This window comes from Nocardia sp. NBC_00508, assembly GCF_036346875.1.
Classification (GTDB): domain Bacteria; phylum Actinomycetota; class Actinomycetes; order Mycobacteriales; family Mycobacteriaceae; genus Nocardia.
In genome coordinates this window covers 6,493,384-6,511,422 of record NZ_CP107852.1, presented here as the reverse complement: position 1 = coordinate 6,511,422, position 18,039 = coordinate 6,493,384, and the positions used below count along the sequence as shown (strand labels likewise).

Genomic DNA, 18,039 nt, shown 5'->3' with positions numbered 1-18,039 from the left:
CTCGACCCCACCTGCGCGGCGTCGCCGATCAAGCGCCTGCCTCGCTTTCGCCCGGCCCGGCGCAAGCTGGTGCGAACTCCGTCCGACTGGCCCCAACATGCGGCTGTCACGGCCTTCACCCGGCCCGGCACGGGCTACCGGCGGACACCGTCCGGCTGCACCCACCAGCGGCTGCCTCGACCTCCGCCCGACCCTGCACGGCTACAGCAAACGTCGTTCGGCCGCACCCACCATGCAGCTGCGTCGGTCTGCGTCCGGCCCGGAATGGGCTACAGCAGACGTCGTTCGGCCGCACCCACCACGCAGCTGCGTCGGTCTACTCCCGGCCCGGAACCGCTACAGCAGACGTCGTTCGGCCGCACCCACCACGCAGCTGCGTCGGTCTACTCCCGGCCCAGAACCGCTACAGCAGACGTCGTTCGGCCGCACCCACCACGCGGCTGCCTCGACCTTCGCCCGGCTCGGAAACGGAGCTACGGCAGACGTCGTTCGGCTGCGCCCATTATGTTGGTGCGGGTGAGCATCGCGACTTCCAAAGACGTGGACGCCGAGTTCCTCGATCTTCCACTGGCCGCGCTCGCCGGCGCCGCGCTCAGCGCGGCCGCGGCAGCCGGCGCCGAGCACGCCGATCTCCGGGTGCACCGATTGGTCACCCAGTCGATCCGATTGCGCGACGGCCGCGTGGAGGCCGTCACCGACAGCACCGAGCTCGGCTTCGCCGTGCGCGTGATCGTGGACGGCACTTGGGGTTTCGCGTCACACGCCGCGCTCACACCCGACATCGCCGCCGAGGTGGCCCGCACCGCGGTCACCGTCGCCACCACGCTGCGCGCGCTCAACCGGGAGCGCGTCGAGCTCGCCCCCGAGCCGCGCTACGCCGACGTGCGTTGGGTCTCCGACTACGACCTCGACCCGTTCAGCGTGCCGACCGGCGAGAAGGTCGCTCTGCTGCAGGATTATTCGGAGCGGCTGTCGCACGCCGACGGGGTCGATCACGTCACCGCGAGTGTGCTGCAGGTCAAGGAGCAGACCTTCTACGCCGACACCGCCGGGTCGTCGATCACCCAGCAGCGGGTCCGGCTGCATCCCAGTCTCGAGGCCATTACGGTGGACACCGCGACCGGAGTGTTCGAGACGATGCGCACGCTGGCCGCACCGGCCGGCCGCGGGTGGGAGTACGTCACCGGCGCCGACGGAATCCGGGACTGGGACGGCGAACTCGCGCGGATCCCGGAGTGGCTGGCCGAGAAGGTGAAGGCGCCCAGCGTGCAGGCCGGGCCGACCGATCTCGTCATCGATCCGACCAATCTGTGGCTGACCATCCACGAATCCATCGGCCACGCCACCGAGTACGACCGCGCCATCGGCTACGAATCCGCCTACGCGGGCACCTCGTTCGCGACGCCGGACAAACTGGGCACGCTGCGCTACGGGACCCGGATCATGCACGTGACCGGTGACCGCACCGAAGCGCACGGCCTGGCCAGTGTCGGTTACGACGACGAAGGGGTCGCCGGGCAGCGGTGGGACCTGGTTCGCGACGGCATCCTGGTCGGGTATCAACTGGACCGGGTGTTCGCCCCGCGGCTGGGCCTGGAGCGATCCAACGGTTGCTCGTACGCGGACTCGGCCCACCACGTGCCGATCCAGCGGATGGCCAACGTCTCGCTGCAACCCGACCCCGTCCGCGACACCAGTACCGAGGAGCTGATCTCCCGCGTGGACGACGGCATCTACATCGTCGGCGACAAGTCGTGGTCGATCGACATGCAGCGCTACAACTTCCAGTTCACCGGTCAGCGGTTCTTCCGCATCCGCGGCGGCAAGCTGGACGGCCAGCTGCGCGACGTCGCCTACCAGGCCACCACCACCGACTTCTGGGGTGCGATGGAGGCGGTCGGCGGACCGTCCACCTGGCAGCTCGGCGGGGCGTTCAACTGCGGCAAAGCACAGCCCGGCCAGGTCGCGTCGGTCAGCCACGGCTGCCCGTCGATCCTGGTGCGCGGCGTCAATGTTCTCAACACCCGGACGGAGGCCGGCCAGTGACCGACGAGCTGTTCCCCGCGAGCGCGACCGTGGAGCGGGCGCTCGCACTGTCCACCGCCGACGAGACGATAGTGATCGTCCGCGACGAGCACGAGGCATCGCTGCGCTGGGCCGGGAACTCGATGACCACCAACGGGTCGTCGGTGTCCAGGAGCTGGGCGGTGATCTCGGTGTTCCGCGAGGGGCCGAGGCTCGCGCGGGTCGGCACGGTCGCCTCGACCAGTGTGGATCCCGATGCCATCGCGGCGGTGGTGCGGGCCGGCGAGGAGGCCGCGCGCAGCGCCGAACCCGCCAGGGACGCCATGCCGCTGCTCGAGCCGGACGCGGTCGACGATGACTGGTCGGCCGCGGCGGGCGGCACCGGCATCGAGGTGTTCACCGATCTCGCCGACGACTTGGCCGCCGGTTTCGACGGCGCCGATCGCCTGTACGGTTTCGCCCACCATCAGGTGCACACCACTTGGCTGGGCACCTCGACCGGCATCCGCCGCCGCTTCGTGCAACCCACCGGTTCGGTGGAGATCAACGGCAAACGCGGCGCGGACGCCGATCTGGCCAGCGCGTGGGCCGGCGTGGGAACCAAGGACTTCACCGATGTCGACGTGACCGGCCTGCTCGCCGAGCTGTCCCTGCGCCTGGACTGGGCCAAGCGCAAGGTCGAGTTGCCCGCGGGCCGCTACGAAACCCTGCTGCCGCCATCCACCGTCGCCGACCTGATGATCTACCTGGCCTGGTCGATGGAAGGCCGCGGCGCGCACGAGGGTCACACCGCCTTCGCACGGCCGGGCGGAACGCGGGTCGGCGAGCGCCTGACCGGCATTCCGCTCACGCTCTACTCGGACCCCTACGCGCCCGGCTTGGAGTATCGCCCGTTCGTCGCGGCGACCGCGTCGTCGGAGTCGATGTCGGTGTTCGACAACGGCATGCCCGCCGAGCGCGTCGACTGGCTGCGCGACGGTGTGATCTCCGCGCTGGTCTACCCGCGCGCCACGGCCGCCGAGTTCGACGCCCCTGCCACGGTTCCCGGGGAGAATCTGCTGCTCACCGGGGGTTCCGACGCGACAATCGATGAGATGATCGCCCGCACCGAACGCGGCCTGCTGCTGACGACGCTGTGGTACATCCGCGAGGTCGATCCGGCGACGCTGCTGCTCACCGGCCTCACCCGCGACGGGGTGTATCTCGTGGAGAACGGAGAGGTCACCGCCGCGGTGAACAATTTCCGGTTCAACGAGAGCCCGCTGGATCTGCTCCGGCGCGTGACCGATGCGGGCGCCACCGAGATCACGCTGCCGCGCGAATGGAAGGACTGGTTCACCCGAACCGCTATGCCGCCGTTGCGTATTCCCGACTTCCACATGTCCTCGGTCAGCCAGGCGACCTGATTCCGGTCCCGGCTTGCGCGGTCATCCAGGCGGGGCCGAGCGGCACACAGACCCGCGCGGTGATCTCCTACGCCGCGGCGGTCGTCGGTCGCAGGGTCAGGCCGCGGGCGTGATCTCGATGCCGATGGTGCCGGACTTGCCGCGGCGCAGGTTGCTGCCGAGGATGATCAGCGGGCCGGTGAGCCAGTACTTGCGCCGCAGCAGTTTGCGCACCCGTTCCGTGCCGTCGGCGTCGAGGATCCGCGCGGTCGCTTCGACCACCTCGCCGTGCGGCTTGCCCGTGGCACCACAGGGTTGCACGGTGACCGCCGGGTTGCGGCGCAGCCGCTTGACCTTCCAGCTGTCGGTCACCGTCCAGACGTACAGTTTGCCGTTCTCGGATACCGCCCACACGGCGGTGCCGACCGGAGTGCCGTCCTTGCGGAACGTGGTGAGCAGCACGTAGTCGGCCGCAGCGACAGCTCCCAGCGCATTCGTCATGCCAGCCAGCGTATCCGCCGATCGCGGCTACGGCGCGCTGCCGAACGCGCCGCGGCCGCGCGCTGTTTCTCCATGACGCCCGCCAGGCCCTCCGCGGCTCAGTTCGGATCAGCCTGTACCTGGTCCGACATTCGGTACTCCCCCGCTTCCAGTCGCGTCAACACCGCCTCGGTCCACCCCGACAGATTCTCGAAGACGCCGCTCCACAACTCCAGCAGGTCGGTCGCGTGTGGCGCCTCGTATCGCCCGGGGAAGTCGGGGATCATGGTGAGCAGACTGGTGCACACTTCCTCACTGCGGCGGCGCTGTTCGCGCAACTTCTCGATCACATGCGCCCTGGGCAGCGCGTCCATGAACGCGATGCCCGCGCCGAGTTCCTCCATGTCGACGCTGACCAGCGCCTCGTCCATGAGCCTGCGGAACTCGGCCTCGCCCGCCTCGGTCATCTGGAACAGGGTGCGTCCTGGCCCCTGATCGCTGTCCTGGGTGCCGAACGGGCTCAACTTACCCTCGTGCGTGAGTTGTTTGAGCGCGTGGTAGATCGACCCGGGTTTCACGTTCGTCCAGGTCTCGGCACGCCAGGACAGCAACTCCCGGCGCACGGCATAGCCGTGGGTCGGCTGACGCAGGCGCATCACTCCCAGCACCAAGAGGCGCACGGCCGACATGGCGAACTCCTTCCGGTCGGAACTCGTCATAGTAGTCAAGTTTGACTTCGAGCAGAGCTCACCCCTAGGCTCTGCTAGTCAAAATTGACTACCGTAGCTTTTGGAGGGTTCATGTCCGACACGGCGGTGCCGCAGCTCTGGACCGGCGATCTGGCCGGAACGCTGGATTTCTACAAGACGCTCGGCTACACGGTGACCTATGAGCAGACCCGCCCCTATGTCTACGGCGCGGTCGAAGACCACGGCTGCGCACTGCATTTCACGCCGACGCCGATGGACACCGACATACCCACCGAACGCACCGGCTGCCTTGTGATGGTCGACGATGCCGCGAGCAGGCATCAAGCGTTCACCACGGCGCTGCGCGCCAGGTACGGCAAGGTTCCCGCGAAGGGACTGCCGCGAATCACCCGCTTCCGGCCCGGGCAGAGCCGGTTCACGGTGGTCGACCCGGCAGGCAACCAGCTGATCTATGTCCAGCGTGACGAACCCATGAAAGTCGAGTACGGCGGGTCGGAGGCGCTGGATGGCCTGGCGAAGGTTCTGGACAACGCCCGCATCCTGCGTGATTTCAAGACCGACTACAAGGCGGCCTTCCGCGTGCTCGAGGTCGGTCTCGGCCGCTTCCGCCTGGAGGCGCCCCGCCTGGATGTCGCCCGGGCACTGGGAGCGCTCGCCGAACTGGCCGTCGCGACCGACGATCCCGACCACGCCGCACGGTTCCACGCCGAGCTGCGCGCGATGCGATTGTCCGACGCGGAACGAGCCGCCGTCGCCGACGAGCTGCGCGCGTCCGACGACCTTGCCGCGTGGTTGTCCGAAACCTAGTGGCCGCCATCGGGTTCGGCATCCGAAGCGCTCAGGCCGCTGCGGTCAGCACCTCCGGCCCCTCTGGCGTGATCGCGACAGTGTGTTCGGAATGGGCAGTGCGCGAGCCATCCGCCGACCGGATGGTCCAGCCATCCGGGTCCGTGACGATACGGTCGGTCGTGCGCGCGAACCAGGGTTCGATCGCGATGGTGAGTCCCGGGCGCAACCGGTAGCCGCGCCCCGGACGGCCCGTGTTGGCCACATGCGGGTCCTCGTGCATGGTGCGACCCAGGCCGTGGCCGCCGAACTCGGTGTTCACCGGGTAGCCGTAGTCCCGTGCCACGGCGGCGATGGCGGCGGAGATGTCGCCGATGCGGTTACCCGGCACCGCGACCGCGATCGCTGCCGCCAGCGCCTCCTCGGTGGCGCGGACCAACCGCACATCCTCGGGCGCGGCGGTGCCGACCACGACGGTGGTCGCCGAATCCGCGACCCAGCCGTCGACACCGGCGGCGAGGTCCATGGTCAGCACGTCGCCGTCGCACAGGGCGTAGTCGAACGGGAGTCCGTGCAGGACGGCATCATTCACCGACAGGCAGACGGTGTTGCGGAACGGCCCGCGCCCGAACGACGGCGCATAGTCCCAGTAGCAGGACTCCGCTCCGCGCTCGCGAATACGTTCCCGGACATAGGCCTCCAGCTCGAGCAGGTTCACCCCGACTCGCGCGTGTTCGCGCAGTTCGGTGAGCACATCGGCGACGAAGCGCCCCGCCACTCGCATCCGCGCGATCTCCGCGGGGCTCTTCAACTCGACCATCAATCCTCCAACACGCTGGTATTTTAATACCACAATAGCAGCAGCGGTATTTAAATACCAGCCAGGGCGGCTTGCGGTATTTAAATACCGCACGTAGCCTGAGCGTATGGTCCGTCTCCCACTGACCCCCGCGCAGATCGACGCGGGCCGCCGCCTCGGCGCCGCCCTGCGCAGCGCACGCGCCGACCGTGATCTCGGCGACGTCGCACAGGCGGCGGGTATTTCACCGGAGACATTGCGCAAGATCGAGACCGGCAGGCTTCCCTCCCCCGCCTTCGGCACCGTTGTGTCGCTCAGCCAGGTGCTCGCGCTGCCGCTCGACGATCTCGCGGACATCTGGCGCTCGGCGGGACTTGCCGAATCGGCCTAAGGCAGCGCCTTCTGATCGATAGCGATGCCAACCGACGCATCCGCGCCGCGCAGCAGCTTGTGTCCGCGAATGGCGAGCTTGCCGATCACCCCGTATTTGTCCGCGACCACGTCGCGAACCCGCTGTGTGCCGTCCGCATCGAGGATCCGGGCGTTGCCCGCCAAGACCTCCTCCGCCTTCGGGCGGCCGCGTCCGTCGCAGATCTGCAGCGTGACGTCCGGATTGCGGCGGATCCGCTTGACCTTCCACGTCTTCGGATCGGTCCAGACGACGATCCGGTCGCCGTCCGGCGCCACCCAGACGGGCGTGCCGACCGGCGTTCCGTCCTTCTTGTAGGTGGTCAGCAGGACGAACTTGCTCTGACTCATCTCGTTCCACGTCATATCGAGCACCGTAGGCGCGCCGACCGGCGGGGACATCCGACCGCGGAACGGTTCGCCACTACGCGTCCGGACGTAGAATGCGCTTGCGCTACGCGGCGGCGACGCGATCGGGTCGCGCCGCCGCCCTTCTGGCCGCTACCCGCGATATTCGCGGAAGAACGCGCGCACGTCCGCCAGGAAGAGTTCCGGTTCCTCAACCGCGGCGAAGTGCCCGCCCTCGGCGTATTCACTGAAGTGCTCGATGCGGCCGTCCGGGTTCATCACGCGGCGCATCAGCGGATGCGTGTTGAAGACCGCCCAGCCCTGCGGCACGCCCGAGGCCGCGACCCAAGCCATCCCGGAATGCGCGGTCTCCCAGAGGAATTGAGCTGCGGAGGCGCCGCTGCGGGTGAACCAGTAGATGCTGATGTTGGTCAGCAGCAGGTCACGATCGATCGCCGCGTCTTCCGGACGCGCGGGATCGGTCCAGATCTGGAACTTCTCCGCGATCCAGCCGAGCTGTGCGACCGGCGAGTCGGTGAGCGCGGCGGCGATCACGTTCGGCTGGGTGTTCTGCAACACCAGGTATCCCTGCTGCTGCGCCCACTCGGCCCGCGCGACGTCGATCTCGGCGAGTTCGTCATCGGTGAGTCCGTCCGGCATCGGAAGCTGCTCACCCACCAACCCCAGCATGCCTTGATCGCTATTGATATGCGTCGCGACGACCCGCTCCGGATACAGCGCGGCCAGCCGACCGGTGACTCCGGCGCCGACATCGCCGCCCTGCGCCACGAACTTCTCGTAGCCGAGCCTGCTCATCAACTCCGCGAACGCCTCGGTCGTGCGCGCCAGTTCCCAGCCCGTCGAAGCCAGCGGCGTGGAGAACCCGAACCCGGGCAGCGACGGGATCACCACATGAAACGCGTCCGCCGGATCACCGCCGTAGGACCGCGGATCGGTCAGCGGCCCGATCAGCTCGGAGAACTCCACCACCGACCCCGGGTAGCCGTGGGTGATCAACAGTGGAATCGCCTCCGGCTCGGGCGAGCGGACGTGGAAGAAGTGAATGGTCTGCCCGTCGATCTCGGTGGTGAACTGGTCATAGGCGTTCAGCCGCTCCTCCTGCGGCCGCCAGTCGAACCCGTCGCGCCAATACTCCACCAACTCCCGCAGGTATCGCGGCGCGATCCCCCGCCCCCAATCCCCCTCGGTACCAGGCACCACGTGCGGAAAGCGCGTGCGGCTCAGCCTCTCTCGCAACTCATCCAGGTCGCTCTGCGGAATGTCGATACGAAAAGGCCGGATCTGCGTCGTGTTCGTCATGAGAACCACTCTGGCGACCATTGCGGAAGACTTGCTTCCGCAATACAAGGGCTCGACCAGATTCGTCGAGATTAGATTCCAGCGCCCTACCAGACGAAATAGCAGTCCGCTCGGCGTACTGCGCCGACTGCGCGGCGGAAGCAGTCGGTGCATAACAGGCCTTGCCGGTGCTAGTTCCGTGCCGGATCGGCGGACCGTTCCATCAGGGACGGCCTGCTGGTCACCTCGCCGTGCAAATCCAGGCGACGCGCGAAGCGCTGCATCGGTGCGGGCGCCCACCAGTTGGCGCGACCGGCCAGTCGCATGAATGCCGGTACCAGAATCGCCCGGATGACGGTGGCGTCGACGACGATCGCCACCGCGATGCCGACCCCGAGCATCTGCAGGTACATGACACGACCGGTGGCGTAGAGCGAGAACGATCCGGCCAGGATGACCGCGGCCGCCGTCACCAGTGGGGCGCTGCGCTGCAGTCCGTCCAGCACCGCCCGGCGGTTGTCGCCGGTGGCGTGGTAGCGCTCGGTGATCCGGGAAAGCAGGAACACCTCGTAGTCCATCGACAGCCCATAGGCGACGCAGAACAGCAGGATCGGGAAGGCGGGATCGAGCGTGCCGATCGGCGTGAACCCGAGCAGTGACGCGAAGGCGCCGTTCTGGAAGACGAACACCAGCGCACCGAACATCACCGCCAGACTCAGCAGGTTCAGCACGATCGCCTTCACCGGGATCAGGATGCTGCCCGACATCACGAACAACACCGCGAAGGTGACTGCGGCGATGAGGACAACGACCAGCGGGATCCGTTCGGTCAACACCGAGCGGAAGTCGGTGAGTTCGGCAGGGTATCCGCCGACGAGCACTTCGCCGAATGGAGCGGGGACCGCCCGCAGCTCCGCGAGAAACCGGGGAACTGTGGTGTTCATGAGCATCTCGCGCGTCGGTACCGCTTCCAGGCGGGTGCCGGTGTCGCTGTAGAGCCGTTCCGGTCGTGCAGCGTCCCGCATCCGTTGGCCGTCGACATAGACTCCAGCCGTCGAATTCACCTGTGCCACACCGTCGATACGGGACAGCTCGGCGGCATAACGGCCGACCTCGTCGAGACCGGTGGATCGGTCGCGGGGTGCGACGAATTGGATCGCGTCGTTGGCCTCGGTGGCGAAGTTGGCCCGCAGGTCGTCGTAGGTCTGCCGCGTCGACGCGCTCGGCGGCAGCACCCGGTCGTCAGGCAGTCCGATGCGCAGGCCGAACGCGGGCGCGGCGAGGACGGCGACCAGCAGGAGTCCCGCGGTCGCGAATCGGATCGGATGACGCATGATCATGTCGCCGAACCGGTACCAAAAACCCTGTTCCGTGGGGGCGGGACGAGGTCGGCGCGGCAGCGCGCGCCGACCGATAACCGCCAGCGCGGCAGGCAGCAGCACCAGCGCACCGAACGAGGCCATCAGAACCACGAGCACCCCGGCGTAGGCGAACGAGCGCAGGAACGGGTACGGGAAGACCAGCAGCACGGCGAGCGCCGCCGCGACGGTGCAGCCACTGAAGATCACGGTTCGCCCTGCCGTCCGCACCGCGGTGACGACCGCATGGGAAACCGTTGCGCCGTTGGTGAGTTCCTCACGGAATCGGGCGATGATGAACAGGCTGTAGTCCACACCGAGGCCGATGCCCATCACCAGTGTGATGTTGGCCGCGAACGTCGACACTTCGGTGAACACGGCCACCCCGCGAAGCGCGGCAAGTGTCGCGAACACCGCGAACACGCCGACGCCGAGTGTGCACAGCGCGAGCCGGATCCTGCGGTACAGCGCAAGAAGCAGCAGCAACATCAGCGGAAGGATGATCGCTTCGGCGCGGAGGAAGTCCTGTGCCGCCTGCGCGCTGATCTGACCGGACGTCGCTTCGGCTCCGGCGACGCGGACCTGGACGGTGTCGTTCGCACGGGTGAACATCGGCAGCAGCCGCTTGCCGATCTCGGCCCTCGCGCTGGTCGCGTCACCTGCGACGTGGGCGAGGACCACCGCGTGGCGTCCGTCGGCGCTGCGCATCGTCGGGTCACCTCGTTCGGTCCAATACGACCACGCGTCGGTGACGGAACGTTCGCCGCGCAGTTCCTCGGTGAGGCCGGTACCCGCCGCGGCGACGTCGGTGTCGTCCACGGCGCCGTCGGCAGCGGTGACGAGCAGGATCAGATTGGCATTGCCCGTGTGGAATTCGCGCTGCAACAACTCGTGTGCGCGGACCGATTCGGTGCCGGGCGCCTCCCAGCGGCTGAGCACCAGATCGCGCATCGCGCCTGCGCCGATCAGCGCGAGCGCGATGGCGAGCAACAGACCGGCGACGAGGACGGGCCGGGGTCGGTGCGCGAGGACAGTGCCGAACCGATGTAGTGCGGACATGGGCGACTCCGTAGCGTCTGCTAGCGTTCACGAATACGAGAGATGTCTCGCGTTTTCGAAAATACGAGAGGTTGCTCGTATTTGTCAATGGAGGAGCCGTGTCCCAGACCCGTTCGGTTCGCCGCCAGGAGCGCGGAAAGCAGCGCATGGCCGAAATCCTCGATGCGGCACTGGCATTGTTCGGTGAGCTCGGATACGAGGCGACATCGACGAACGCCATCGCAGCGCGGGCCGGAGTGTCACCTGGCTCGCTGTATCAGTTCTTCGCGAACAAGGAGGCGATCGCCGAGGCGCTGTCGACCAGGCTGGTGGAATCGTTCCGCGCGGCGCACTCATCGGCCTTCGATCTCGGCGACGTCACCGAACTGTCCCTCGATGAGCTCGTCGACCGGATGCTCGACCCGATCATCGCGTTCAACGTGGCGAACCCGGGCGCCAAAGCACTGTTCGGCAACACCGACATGCCGGCCGGCCTCGCGCAGCGGACCAAGCCTCTACAGGATGCGGTGGTCGGACGGGTCGAGGCCGTGATCGCCGCCCGGTCCCCCGAACTGTCGGACACCGAACGCAGGACCAGTGCGATCGTCGCGGTGCAGATCGTCCGGGCGATGATGAGCGCCGTCGTGGCAGCCGACGATCCCGAGCGCGCCGCATTGATCCGCGAAGCGAAACGTGCGTTGCGCGGCTACCTGGCCGAGATCGGGCCCCACGCGCCATAGCCTGACCGAGCTTCAGCGACTGCCAGCAGAGCCGTCGCCGAAGCCGTCACGAATTCGACCAGCCGTGCTCGGTCGGCGTGGGCAGACGCTTGGCCAGCGGTTTGCCGCGGCACCATGATCCCGTTCGCCCTGACCATGGAATTCGATGACCGCGGGTCGGGACGAACACCACGGTCGGCGAAGCGCGGTTGCGCTACCGGTGCGGCTGGGTGACCTCCGTCGGAAGAGGTTCACTCATCGTGACGCGCGAACCCGTCCAGGTGTAGGTGATCGCTACGGGACCGCCCTGGGGTGCGGCGAACGGCTCGTCGGCGACCAACCATTTGTATTCGACGGTGACCGAGTTGCCGTTCGAGCCCGCTACGTAGGTGAAGGCATACGGCTCGGAAGTGGCTGTACCCAGGTACTTTCCGTCGTGGAAGAACAGCACATGGATCGGGGCGCCCGCGGACATTCCACCCGCGGCGCTCACCCACAGCAGTTGTCCGCAGCTACCCGGCCGGTCCGCGGACGCGTGCTCGGCTACCCATCCGTCGCCCAGCCCGGCCAGCGCGCTCTGTACACCCGCCGACGTGGGGTCGATGCAGCGGCCAGCGCTGCCGATACCCTCGGCCGAGGAGGGGGCGGTCACGGTCGTTACCGGTGCGGGCGGATCGGGCTGTGCGGGCGGCTGGGTCACCGTAGGCGCCTGCGTTACCGTCCCGGGCACATCGGGTGCTCGGCTTGCCCCCGGAACCTGAGATTCCGTGGGACGGGTCGCCCCCTGGGAAGTCGGCGCAGGCGTCGCAGTGTCATCGATGCTGTTGCAGCCTGCGACCAGCGCCGCCGCAGCGACGACCAGTGCACCCATCCGAACTGCGTGGTTCATCGTGCCTCGATTCTGTTCCGACCGTGCCGTCGCACGCTCGCTTACTCCATCGGGGCACCGCGCCAACGCGTTAGGCGATGGTCCGCGGTCCGCACCCGCGGCTGCATCAAACCAACACTGCCGCAGGCCGATCGGCATGAGACTCGGCGGCGCTCCGGTCGACGCGGGCTCGGCGTGTTGATCATGATTCCCAGCGCTACCCGGCGCACCACGGTGGCGTTCTTGCGGTCCGTTATCGGTCTCTGGATCGGCTGGGGCTGTGACCAGTGTGATGCCGGAACCATCGTGAGAAGGCGCTGAGTTCGGAGAATCCGAGTTCGGTGGCGATGTCGGTGAGGGTGCGATCGTCGCGGGTGAGGTAGCGGTGGGCGAGGTCGAGGCGGGTGGTATCGAGGATGGTGGTGAATGTTTCCCCTGAGCGGACGAGGTGTCGGTGCAGGGTGCGGCGGTCCATGCCGAGTCTGTCGGCGACAGTGGCGGCCGAGCAGCGTTGGGTGGGAAGCATGGATTCGATGAGGGCGCGGACTTGGTCGGCGGTGGATTCGCCCGACGGGGCGAGTGTTCGGAGGTATTGGCGAGCGTAGGGGCGAAGCAGGGCGTCCGCGAGCGGGTTGGGCGCGTCGAGGTCGCGGGAGTAGCAGACGATGCCGTCGAAGTCCTGGTCGAATTCTATTGAGGGACCGAGAATCTGGCGATGGGTGTCCAGCTCGGCCGGTGCGGCGTGGGTGAAGCAGACCGATATCGGATGCCACGCGTGGCCCAGGAATTCGCGCAGGATCCGGCAGGTCGCGCCGACGGCGAGTTCGATGGACTGCCGGCCGAGCGAGATCCCGGGAGCCGGTTGAATGTGGATGGTGGTCAGGCTGTTGGTTTCGGCGATCCGGGTGCGCAGTGCTTCATTGTGCAGGGTGACGTAGCGCAGCGCGATGTACATCGCGCTGCGGATGTCGGGTTCTTCGCGGGCGACGAGGGCGACCGGGCCGAGATTGGACAAACCGCGCCGCTGAGCGAGGCGTAGCCCGAAGTCGTCGCAGTGGGTCTCGAGGGCGGAGCGTTCCAGGAGTTGGCCGACCGCGGCGGCGGGTAACCAGGTGTCGCTGGCGGCGAGTCCCGCCGGACCGATGCCGACCGATCGCAACAGCAGCATCGGGTCCACTCCGAGCGATAAAGCCAGGTCGACGTAGCCGGACAGTACGGCACTGCGCACCATCGTCGCCATAGTCGCACACCCTCTCGTCGTCCCAAATTGTCAAATAAACTGACCCATACTGTCAAGCAGCGCCACATCCGTGCGCATACCGTGACCGATATCACGTTCAACGAAGCGCGAGGAGTTGCCTGCCGTGACCATCCAGTCCCCACCTCCGTCCCCGTCCACGCCGACCGTCGATGCCATGCGAGCGGGAGGTACGTGGAACCCGTTGTGGGACCAGCTGCATGAGTGGGACCCGGAATGGACCGAGCAGTTCATGTCGATGGGTTCGCTCCCGATCCGCCGTGGCGTACTGACTCCACAGTTCATCGAGTTGTTGAGTATCGCGGTCGACGCCGCGTGTACTCATATGTATTCCCCGGGGGTGCGCCGGCATATCCGTGCGGCTCTCGAGCTCGGGGTCTCCCGTGAAGAGATCCTCGCGGTGCTCGAATTGACCAGCGTGCTGGGCATTCACGCATGCAATATCGGCGTGCCCGTTCTCGCCGAAGAGTTCGAGGCGTTCGAGCGTCGCCGCATCGAGCAGCGGTAAGACCGCTCCGTATCACGAAATCCGATCAAAATCCAGAAAGACATCCCAGGAGGCTTGAATGTCAAGCAATAGCCTTCTCGCCCAGGTGAGGCCAGGCGGTGGCCTCGTTGTAGTGGGTGCCGGTTTTGAGGCAGCCGTGCAGGATGCCGACGAGTCGGTTGGCGAGCTGGCGCAGGGCGGGGTTGTGGCCGACGCCGCGGGCTCGCTGCCGGTCGTAGTAGGCGCGGGCACCCGGGGACCACAACAACGCGGAGAATGCCTGTGTTGTGAGGGCGTCGATGAGCCGGTCGTTGTGCACGAACCGGGCCAGAGCGACTTTCTTCTTGCCCGACGCGCGGGTGATCGGGGAGGTGCCCGCGTAGTTCTTGCGGGCCTTGGCGCTGGCGTAGCGGTCGGGGTCATCACCGAACTCTGCGAGCACCCGGGCACCGAGGACCGGCCCCAAACCTGGTTGGGACAAGATGATGTCAGCGGCCGGGTGCTTGGAAAAATGGGCCTCGACCTGCCCTTGCAGAGTCTTGATCTGGGTGTTGAGGACGGTCAGAACCGCCAGCAGCGCCTGCACCGAGGCAGCGTAGGCATCGGTGACGACCTCGGGTTGGCCGAGCTGGTCGGAGCGCAACGCGGTCTGGATCGCGGCGGCTTTGTCCGCGACGTTGCGGCGGCGCGCCCGCTTCAACGCGGCGCTGATCTGGGCGATCGTCAGTCGGGCTGCCTGGGTCGGGGTGGGTGCCTTGGCGAGCAGCTCAAGGGTGTCAGCGGCGTCGAGGTCGTCGAAGGCGGCCAGCGCCGCGGGGAAATAGTCACCCAGCGCGTGCCGCAGCCGCTGGGTGTGGCGAGTGCGTTCCCAGATCATCGTCTTATGGATGCGGGCCACCACCTTCACCGCCTCCGCACGCGCGGAATCCCCAGCGACAGACCGCAGTTCATGCGAGTGGGTGCGGACCATATCCGCCAGCACGTGCGCGTCGCCGGCGTCGCTCTTGGCGCCGGAGACCCCCAACCGGTCACGGAATCGGGCCGCCTGCAACGGATTCACCGCCAGCACCGTGTATCCCGCGGCGACCAGCGCCCCAACCCAGGGACCCCGGTCGGTCTCGATCCCGATCAGCACTTCGGCCTCATCGACGTCGTCGCCGACCAGATCCCCGATGATCGCGTGCAACCTGCCCATCCCGGCCACCCCCGCAGGAAGGCGCGCCTTGGCCAGACGGCGACCGGAGCCATCCATCACCTCCACATCGTGATGATCCTGAGCCCAGTCGTCTCCTACGAACAGTCGCAATGGTCCTCCCATTCTCGATGCCGATCACCGTCGAGCAGCCAGCGAGAGAACCATCAGCGACCTAATCAAGCAGTGCTCACATCACCACGAACGGGCACGACATCCCAGCAGCGATCAACTCTCCCGACCTACCGGCAGGGGCACAGTCTTTCTTCAGGACTCAACGTCCAGGACGCACGAGTGCTCACCTACCGGTCGGCTACCACCAAGGAGTTTGCCGGATGGCTCACTCCCCGAACTGATTAGGACGATCATGCAGTTTCTAGACGATTCGCTGCTACCGGAGAATCAGGACAAGCTGGTCATTCAGGTGGCCCCATACGGTCCGGAGTTCCTGCCGGGGGATTCCGACGACATTCCGGTGACGATGGACGAGCAGATCCAGAAGGCGGTGGACTGCTACAACGCGGGCGCGCAGGTGCTGCACGTGCACGTACGCGAGGCGGATGGCCGGGGCTCGAAGCGACTCGAACTGTTCAACGAGATGCTCGCCCGGCTCCGGGACGCCGTGCCGGAGATGATCCTGCAGGTCGGTGGGTCGATCTCGTTCGCGCCGCCGGAAGGCGCCGATAGGGCGAAATGGCTGGACTATGACACCCGCCACCTGCTGGCCGACCTCGATCCCGCACCGGATCAGGTCACCATCGCCATCAACACCAGCCAGATGAACATCATGGAGTTGCTGAGCGACGACGATATCGCTGGGACGTCGCTGCAGAATCCCGTGCTGCACAAGGCATACCGCGACATGGTTAGCGAAGCCGGTCCGGAGTTCTATATCGAGCATCTGCGGCGGCTGACCGCTGCCGGCATCCAGCCGGCATTCATGCTCGGCGCGCTGCCCCAGCTCGAAACGGTGGAGCGGCTGATTCGCCGTGGCATCTACACCGGCCCGCTGGTGCTGAACTACGTCGCCATCGGCGGTGGTGCCGCAGGCGTACATCCGGCGGATCTGATCGAGTTCATTCGACGGACTCCGGACGGTGCTGTGCTGACGATCGAGACGATCATGCGCAACGTGACGCCGATGTGCACGATTGCGATCGCGCTGGGCCAGCATGTGCGGGTGGGCATCGAGGACAATCTGTGGGGCCGCAAGGGCGAGCGGCGCACCTCGGTGGAGCAGGTCGAGCAGATGGTTCGTATTGCCGACGAGCTGGGCCGGGACGTGGCTTCCTGTAAGGAAGCACGCGATATCTACCTGTTCGACGAGGTCTACGCCGACACCGACGAGGCGTTGGCCAAGATCGGATTCCCGCCCAACCGCAAACCCGGTCAGGTCGGATTCCTCCACCACGCCTGATTTCCGCAGGGCAGCGCGCCGACGGTTAGCCCACCGACCTGCGCGCTGCCCACCTCATCTCTTCGTCGTCGTTCGGTACCGGCCCTGCCTGCCCGGTCCGTCCGTTCCACCAGGCTCGAGGATGCGCCATGGATCTCCATACCACTCCCGCCGACCCTTCAGCGGACACACCCGTGACCTCGAGTGCTCGTTCCCGGATCTTTCCGTGGATAGTATTCGGATTGACCTTCGGGTTGATGTTGTCGGACTACATGTCCCGCCAGGTGCTGTCGGCGGTGTTTCCGCTGCTGAAATCCGACTGGGGACTGTCGGATTCGCAGTTGGGCTCGCTGAGCAGCGTCGTGGCGCTGACGGTCGGCCTGCTCGCGTTTCCGCTGTCGCTGGCGGCCGACCGATGGGGCCGCGTGCGCAGCATGCTGGTCATGGCGACCGTCTGGAGCATCGCCACGCTGCTGTGCGCGCTGGCCACCGGCTACGGCCAGATGCTCGGCGCACGGCTCCTGGTCGGAGTCGGCGAAGCCGCGTACGGCAGCGTCGGGGCCGCGGTGATGCTGGCCGTGTTCGCACCGCACCTGCGGGCCTCGCTCAGCGGAGCGTTCCTCGCCGGCGGATCGTTCGGTTCGGTCCTGGGTGTCGCGGCCGGTGGCGTCGTCGCCGCGCACATCGGCTGGCGATGGACATTCGTCGTCATGGCCGCGGTGGGTCTGCTGCTGGTGGCCGCGTTCCGGATGCTGATCACTGAATCCGCTCTCGACCGCCACCAGGTCGCTGAGGCGCGGGCGACGGACTCAGGACCGCCACCGCACAACACGCCTCGTGCGCCGTTGTCGAGCCTGTTTTCTTCAGTGTCGGTGTGGTGCGCCTACGTCGGCGGCGGCCTGCAGTTGTTCGTCGCGGCGGTGCTGACGGCCTGGCTGCCCAGCTTCTTCAGCCGTTCCTATTCGATGCCCCCAGACCGCGCCGGCCTCGCGGCTTCGGTATACGTGCTGCTGGTCGGCACCGGAATGATCGTGTGCGGCATCATCACCGACCGGATCGGTCGCACCGATCCGGTGCGCCAGTGGAGCAGCGCGGTGGTCTACTGCACGATCTCGCTGATCTTGCTGACCGTCGCATTCAGTCTCGGCACCGGTCCTGTTCAATTGATCATCCTGGCGTTGGGGGCGCTGACCGCCGCCGGCTCGGCCGGTGCCACGTCCTCGACGGTGGCCAGCCTCACCCATGCCAGCTTGCGTGCCACCGCGTTCGCAACGGTTGCCTTGGCCAACAACATCTTGGGGCTCGCACTCGGCCCGTTCGTCGTCGGCTTCCTTTCCCGACCGCTACGGGTTAGCCGGTGCCTTGCAATTGGTGCCGCTGACCTACCTCGGCGCGATCATCGCCCTGGTTCTCGGGCGACGCGCCTACCCTGCCGGACTACGCCGCCTGGCCGGTCTCGACGCCCGGCCACCGGCTGTCTGAC

At 67.1% G+C, this 18,039-nt stretch carries 16 protein-coding genes and 1 pseudogene; 8 read left to right on the top strand and 9 right to left on the bottom strand.

Going from position 1 to position 18,039, the window contains the following annotated elements; all coding sequences use genetic code 11:
- The first annotated feature begins 504 nt into the window (after positions 1 to 504).
- Both OHA40_RS29400 and OHA40_RS29395 read left to right on the top strand, forming a co-directional pair.
- Complete coding sequence (locus tag OHA40_RS29400; RefSeq protein ID WP_442943841.1) at positions 505 to 2,046, top strand: TldD/PmbA family protein; 1,542 nt, start codon at positions 505 to 507, stop codon at positions 2,044 to 2,046.
- On the top strand, positions 2,043 to 3,431 hold the full coding sequence (locus OHA40_RS29395; RefSeq protein ID WP_330230086.1) for a metallopeptidase TldD-related protein: 1,389 nt from the start codon (positions 2,043 to 2,045) through the stop codon (positions 3,429 to 3,431). Before OHA40_RS29400 ends, OHA40_RS29395 begins: the two co-directional genes overlap by 4 nt.
- A 96-nt stretch (positions 3,432 to 3,527) precedes the next feature.
- Here OHA40_RS29395 and OHA40_RS29390 read toward each other — a convergent pair whose 3' ends face one another.
- Both OHA40_RS29390 and OHA40_RS29385 read right to left on the bottom strand, forming a co-directional pair.
- Positions 3,528 to 3,911, bottom strand: coding sequence for a PPOX class F420-dependent oxidoreductase (locus OHA40_RS29390; protein ID WP_330230085.1), 384 nt, complete (start codon positions 3,909 to 3,911; stop codon positions 3,528 to 3,530).
- A gap of 98 nt (positions 3,912 to 4,009) precedes the next feature.
- Positions 4,010 to 4,609 (bottom strand): PadR family transcriptional regulator, encoded by a 600-nt coding sequence (locus OHA40_RS29385; RefSeq protein ID WP_330230084.1) that lies wholly within the window; start codon positions 4,607 to 4,609, stop codon positions 4,010 to 4,012.
- Positions 4,610 to 4,690: 81 nt separating this feature from the next.
- On the opposite strand from OHA40_RS29385, the gene OHA40_RS29380 reads away from it, so the two are divergent.
- Complete coding sequence (locus OHA40_RS29380) at positions 4,691 to 5,407, top strand: glyoxalase (RefSeq protein WP_330230083.1); 717 nt, start codon at positions 4,691 to 4,693, stop codon at positions 5,405 to 5,407.
- A 31-nt stretch (positions 5,408 to 5,438) separates the two neighbouring features.
- Here OHA40_RS29380 and map read toward each other — a convergent pair whose 3' ends face one another.
- The gene (gene map / locus OHA40_RS29375) at positions 5,439 to 6,206 is read right to left on the bottom strand and encodes a type I methionyl aminopeptidase (protein ID WP_330230082.1); all 768 of its coding nucleotides are present in this window, start codon (positions 6,204 to 6,206) and stop codon (positions 5,439 to 5,441) included.
- A gap of 106 nt (positions 6,207 to 6,312) precedes the next feature.
- On the opposite strand from map, the gene OHA40_RS29370 reads away from it, so the two are divergent.
- Positions 6,313 to 6,576, top strand: coding sequence for a helix-turn-helix transcriptional regulator (locus OHA40_RS29370; RefSeq protein ID WP_330230081.1), 264 nt, complete (start codon positions 6,313 to 6,315; stop codon positions 6,574 to 6,576).
- On the opposite strand, the gene OHA40_RS29365 is transcribed toward OHA40_RS29370, so the two are convergent.
- The 3 genes from OHA40_RS29365 to OHA40_RS29355 form a co-directional block, all read right to left on the bottom strand.
- On the bottom strand, positions 6,573 to 6,959 hold the full coding sequence (locus OHA40_RS29365; protein ID WP_330230080.1) for a PPOX class F420-dependent oxidoreductase: 387 nt from the start codon (positions 6,957 to 6,959) through the stop codon (positions 6,573 to 6,575). The genes OHA40_RS29370 and OHA40_RS29365 overlap by 4 nt on opposite strands.
- Before the next feature lie 135 nt (positions 6,960 to 7,094).
- Positions 7,095 to 8,261 (bottom strand): epoxide hydrolase family protein, encoded by a 1,167-nt coding sequence (locus OHA40_RS29360; protein WP_330230079.1) that lies wholly within the window; start codon positions 8,259 to 8,261, stop codon positions 7,095 to 7,097.
- A gap of 170 nt (positions 8,262 to 8,431) precedes the next feature.
- Positions 8,432 to 10,657 carry an MMPL family transporter gene (locus tag OHA40_RS29355; RefSeq protein WP_330230078.1) on the bottom strand — a complete coding sequence of 742 codons (2,226 nt, stop codon included), beginning with the start codon at positions 10,655 to 10,657 and terminating at the stop codon, positions 8,432 to 8,434.
- A 98-nt stretch (positions 10,658 to 10,755) separates the two neighbouring features.
- On the opposite strand from OHA40_RS29355, the gene OHA40_RS29350 reads away from it, so the two are divergent.
- Positions 10,756 to 11,376: a TetR/AcrR family transcriptional regulator gene (locus OHA40_RS29350; protein ID WP_330230077.1), complete on the top strand. Its 621-nt coding sequence runs from the start codon at positions 10,756 to 10,758 to the stop codon at positions 11,374 to 11,376.
- Between the two features lie 193 nt (positions 11,377 to 11,569).
- Here OHA40_RS29350 and OHA40_RS29345 read toward each other — a convergent pair whose 3' ends face one another.
- Both OHA40_RS29345 and OHA40_RS29340 read right to left on the bottom strand, forming a co-directional pair.
- Positions 11,570 to 12,244, bottom strand: a complete 675-nt coding sequence (locus OHA40_RS29345; protein WP_330230076.1) for an LppP/LprE family lipoprotein — start codon at positions 12,242 to 12,244, stop codon at positions 11,570 to 11,572.
- Positions 12,245 to 12,476: 232 nt separating this feature from the next.
- The gene (locus OHA40_RS29340) at positions 12,477 to 13,463 is read right to left on the bottom strand and encodes an AraC family transcriptional regulator (protein WP_330230075.1); all 987 of its coding nucleotides are present in this window, start codon (positions 13,461 to 13,463) and stop codon (positions 12,477 to 12,479) included.
- Between the two features lie 175 nt (positions 13,464 to 13,638).
- On the opposite strand from OHA40_RS29340, the gene OHA40_RS29335 reads away from it, so the two are divergent.
- On the top strand, positions 13,639 to 13,989 hold the full coding sequence (locus OHA40_RS29335; protein ID WP_330234424.1) for a carboxymuconolactone decarboxylase family protein: 351 nt from the start codon (positions 13,639 to 13,641) through the stop codon (positions 13,987 to 13,989).
- Between the two features lie 61 nt (positions 13,990 to 14,050).
- On the opposite strand, the gene OHA40_RS29330 is transcribed toward OHA40_RS29335, so the two are convergent.
- Positions 14,051 to 15,286 carry an IS110 family transposase gene (locus OHA40_RS29330; RefSeq protein WP_330230074.1) on the bottom strand — a complete coding sequence of 412 codons (1,236 nt, stop codon included), beginning with the start codon at positions 15,284 to 15,286 and terminating at the stop codon, positions 14,051 to 14,053.
- Positions 15,287 to 15,527: 241 nt separating this feature from the next.
- Between OHA40_RS29330 and OHA40_RS29325 the strand changes: the two genes are divergently transcribed.
- Both OHA40_RS29325 and OHA40_RS29320 read left to right on the top strand, forming a co-directional pair.
- Positions 15,528 to 16,577: a 3-keto-5-aminohexanoate cleavage protein gene (locus tag OHA40_RS29325; RefSeq protein ID WP_330230073.1), complete on the top strand. Its 1,050-nt coding sequence runs from the start codon at positions 15,528 to 15,530 to the stop codon at positions 16,575 to 16,577.
- 128 nt (positions 16,578 to 16,705) lie between these two features.
- Positions 16,706 to 18,038 (top strand): annotated as a pseudogene (locus OHA40_RS29320) (MFS transporter).
- The last annotated feature ends 1 nt before the right edge of the window (position 18,039 follow it).

What these genes read in the sequence shown, in the direction of transcription:
- OHA40_RS29370 (WP_330230081.1), top strand. Translation starts at nt 6,313, where the DNA reads ATGGTCCGTCTCCCACTGACCCCCGCGCAGATCGACGCGGGCCGCCGC.
- OHA40_RS29325 (WP_330230073.1), top strand. Translation starts at nt 15,528, where the DNA reads ATGCAGTTTCTAGACGATTCGCTGCTACCGGAGAATCAGGACAAGCTG.
- OHA40_RS29355 (WP_330230078.1), bottom strand. Translation starts at nt 10,657, where the DNA reads ATGTCCGCACTACATCGGTTCGGCACTGTCCTCGCGCACCGACCCCGG.
- OHA40_RS29360 (WP_330230079.1), bottom strand. Translation starts at nt 8,261, where the DNA reads ATGACGAACACGACGCAGATCCGGCCTTTTCGTATCGACATTCCGCAG.
- OHA40_RS29365 (WP_330230080.1), bottom strand. Translation starts at nt 6,959, where the DNA reads ATGACGTGGAACGAGATGAGTCAGAGCAAGTTCGTCCTGCTGACCACC.
- OHA40_RS29380 (WP_330230083.1), top strand. Translation starts at nt 4,691, where the DNA reads ATGTCCGACACGGCGGTGCCGCAGCTCTGGACCGGCGATCTGGCCGGA.
- OHA40_RS29390 (WP_330230085.1), bottom strand. Translation starts at nt 3,911, where the DNA reads ATGACGAATGCGCTGGGAGCTGTCGCTGCGGCCGACTACGTGCTGCTC.
- OHA40_RS29385 (WP_330230084.1), bottom strand. Translation starts at nt 4,609, where the DNA reads ATGACGAGTTCCGACCGGAAGGAGTTCGCCATGTCGGCCGTGCGCCTC.
- OHA40_RS29345 (WP_330230076.1), bottom strand. Translation starts at nt 12,244, where the DNA reads ATGAACCACGCAGTTCGGATGGGTGCACTGGTCGTCGCTGCGGCGGCG.
- OHA40_RS29340 (WP_330230075.1), bottom strand. Translation starts at nt 13,463, where the DNA reads ATGGCGACGATGGTGCGCAGTGCCGTACTGTCCGGCTACGTCGACCTG.
- OHA40_RS29400 (WP_442943841.1), top strand. Translation starts at nt 505, where the DNA reads ATGTTGGTGCGGGTGAGCATCGCGACTTCCAAAGACGTGGACGCCGAG.
- OHA40_RS29335 (WP_330234424.1), top strand. Translation starts at nt 13,639, where the DNA reads ATGCGAGCGGGAGGTACGTGGAACCCGTTGTGGGACCAGCTGCATGAG.
- OHA40_RS29330 (WP_330230074.1), bottom strand. Translation starts at nt 15,286, where the DNA reads ATGGGAGGACCATTGCGACTGTTCGTAGGAGACGACTGGGCTCAGGAT.
- map (WP_330230082.1), bottom strand. Translation starts at nt 6,206, where the DNA reads ATGGTCGAGTTGAAGAGCCCCGCGGAGATCGCGCGGATGCGAGTGGCG.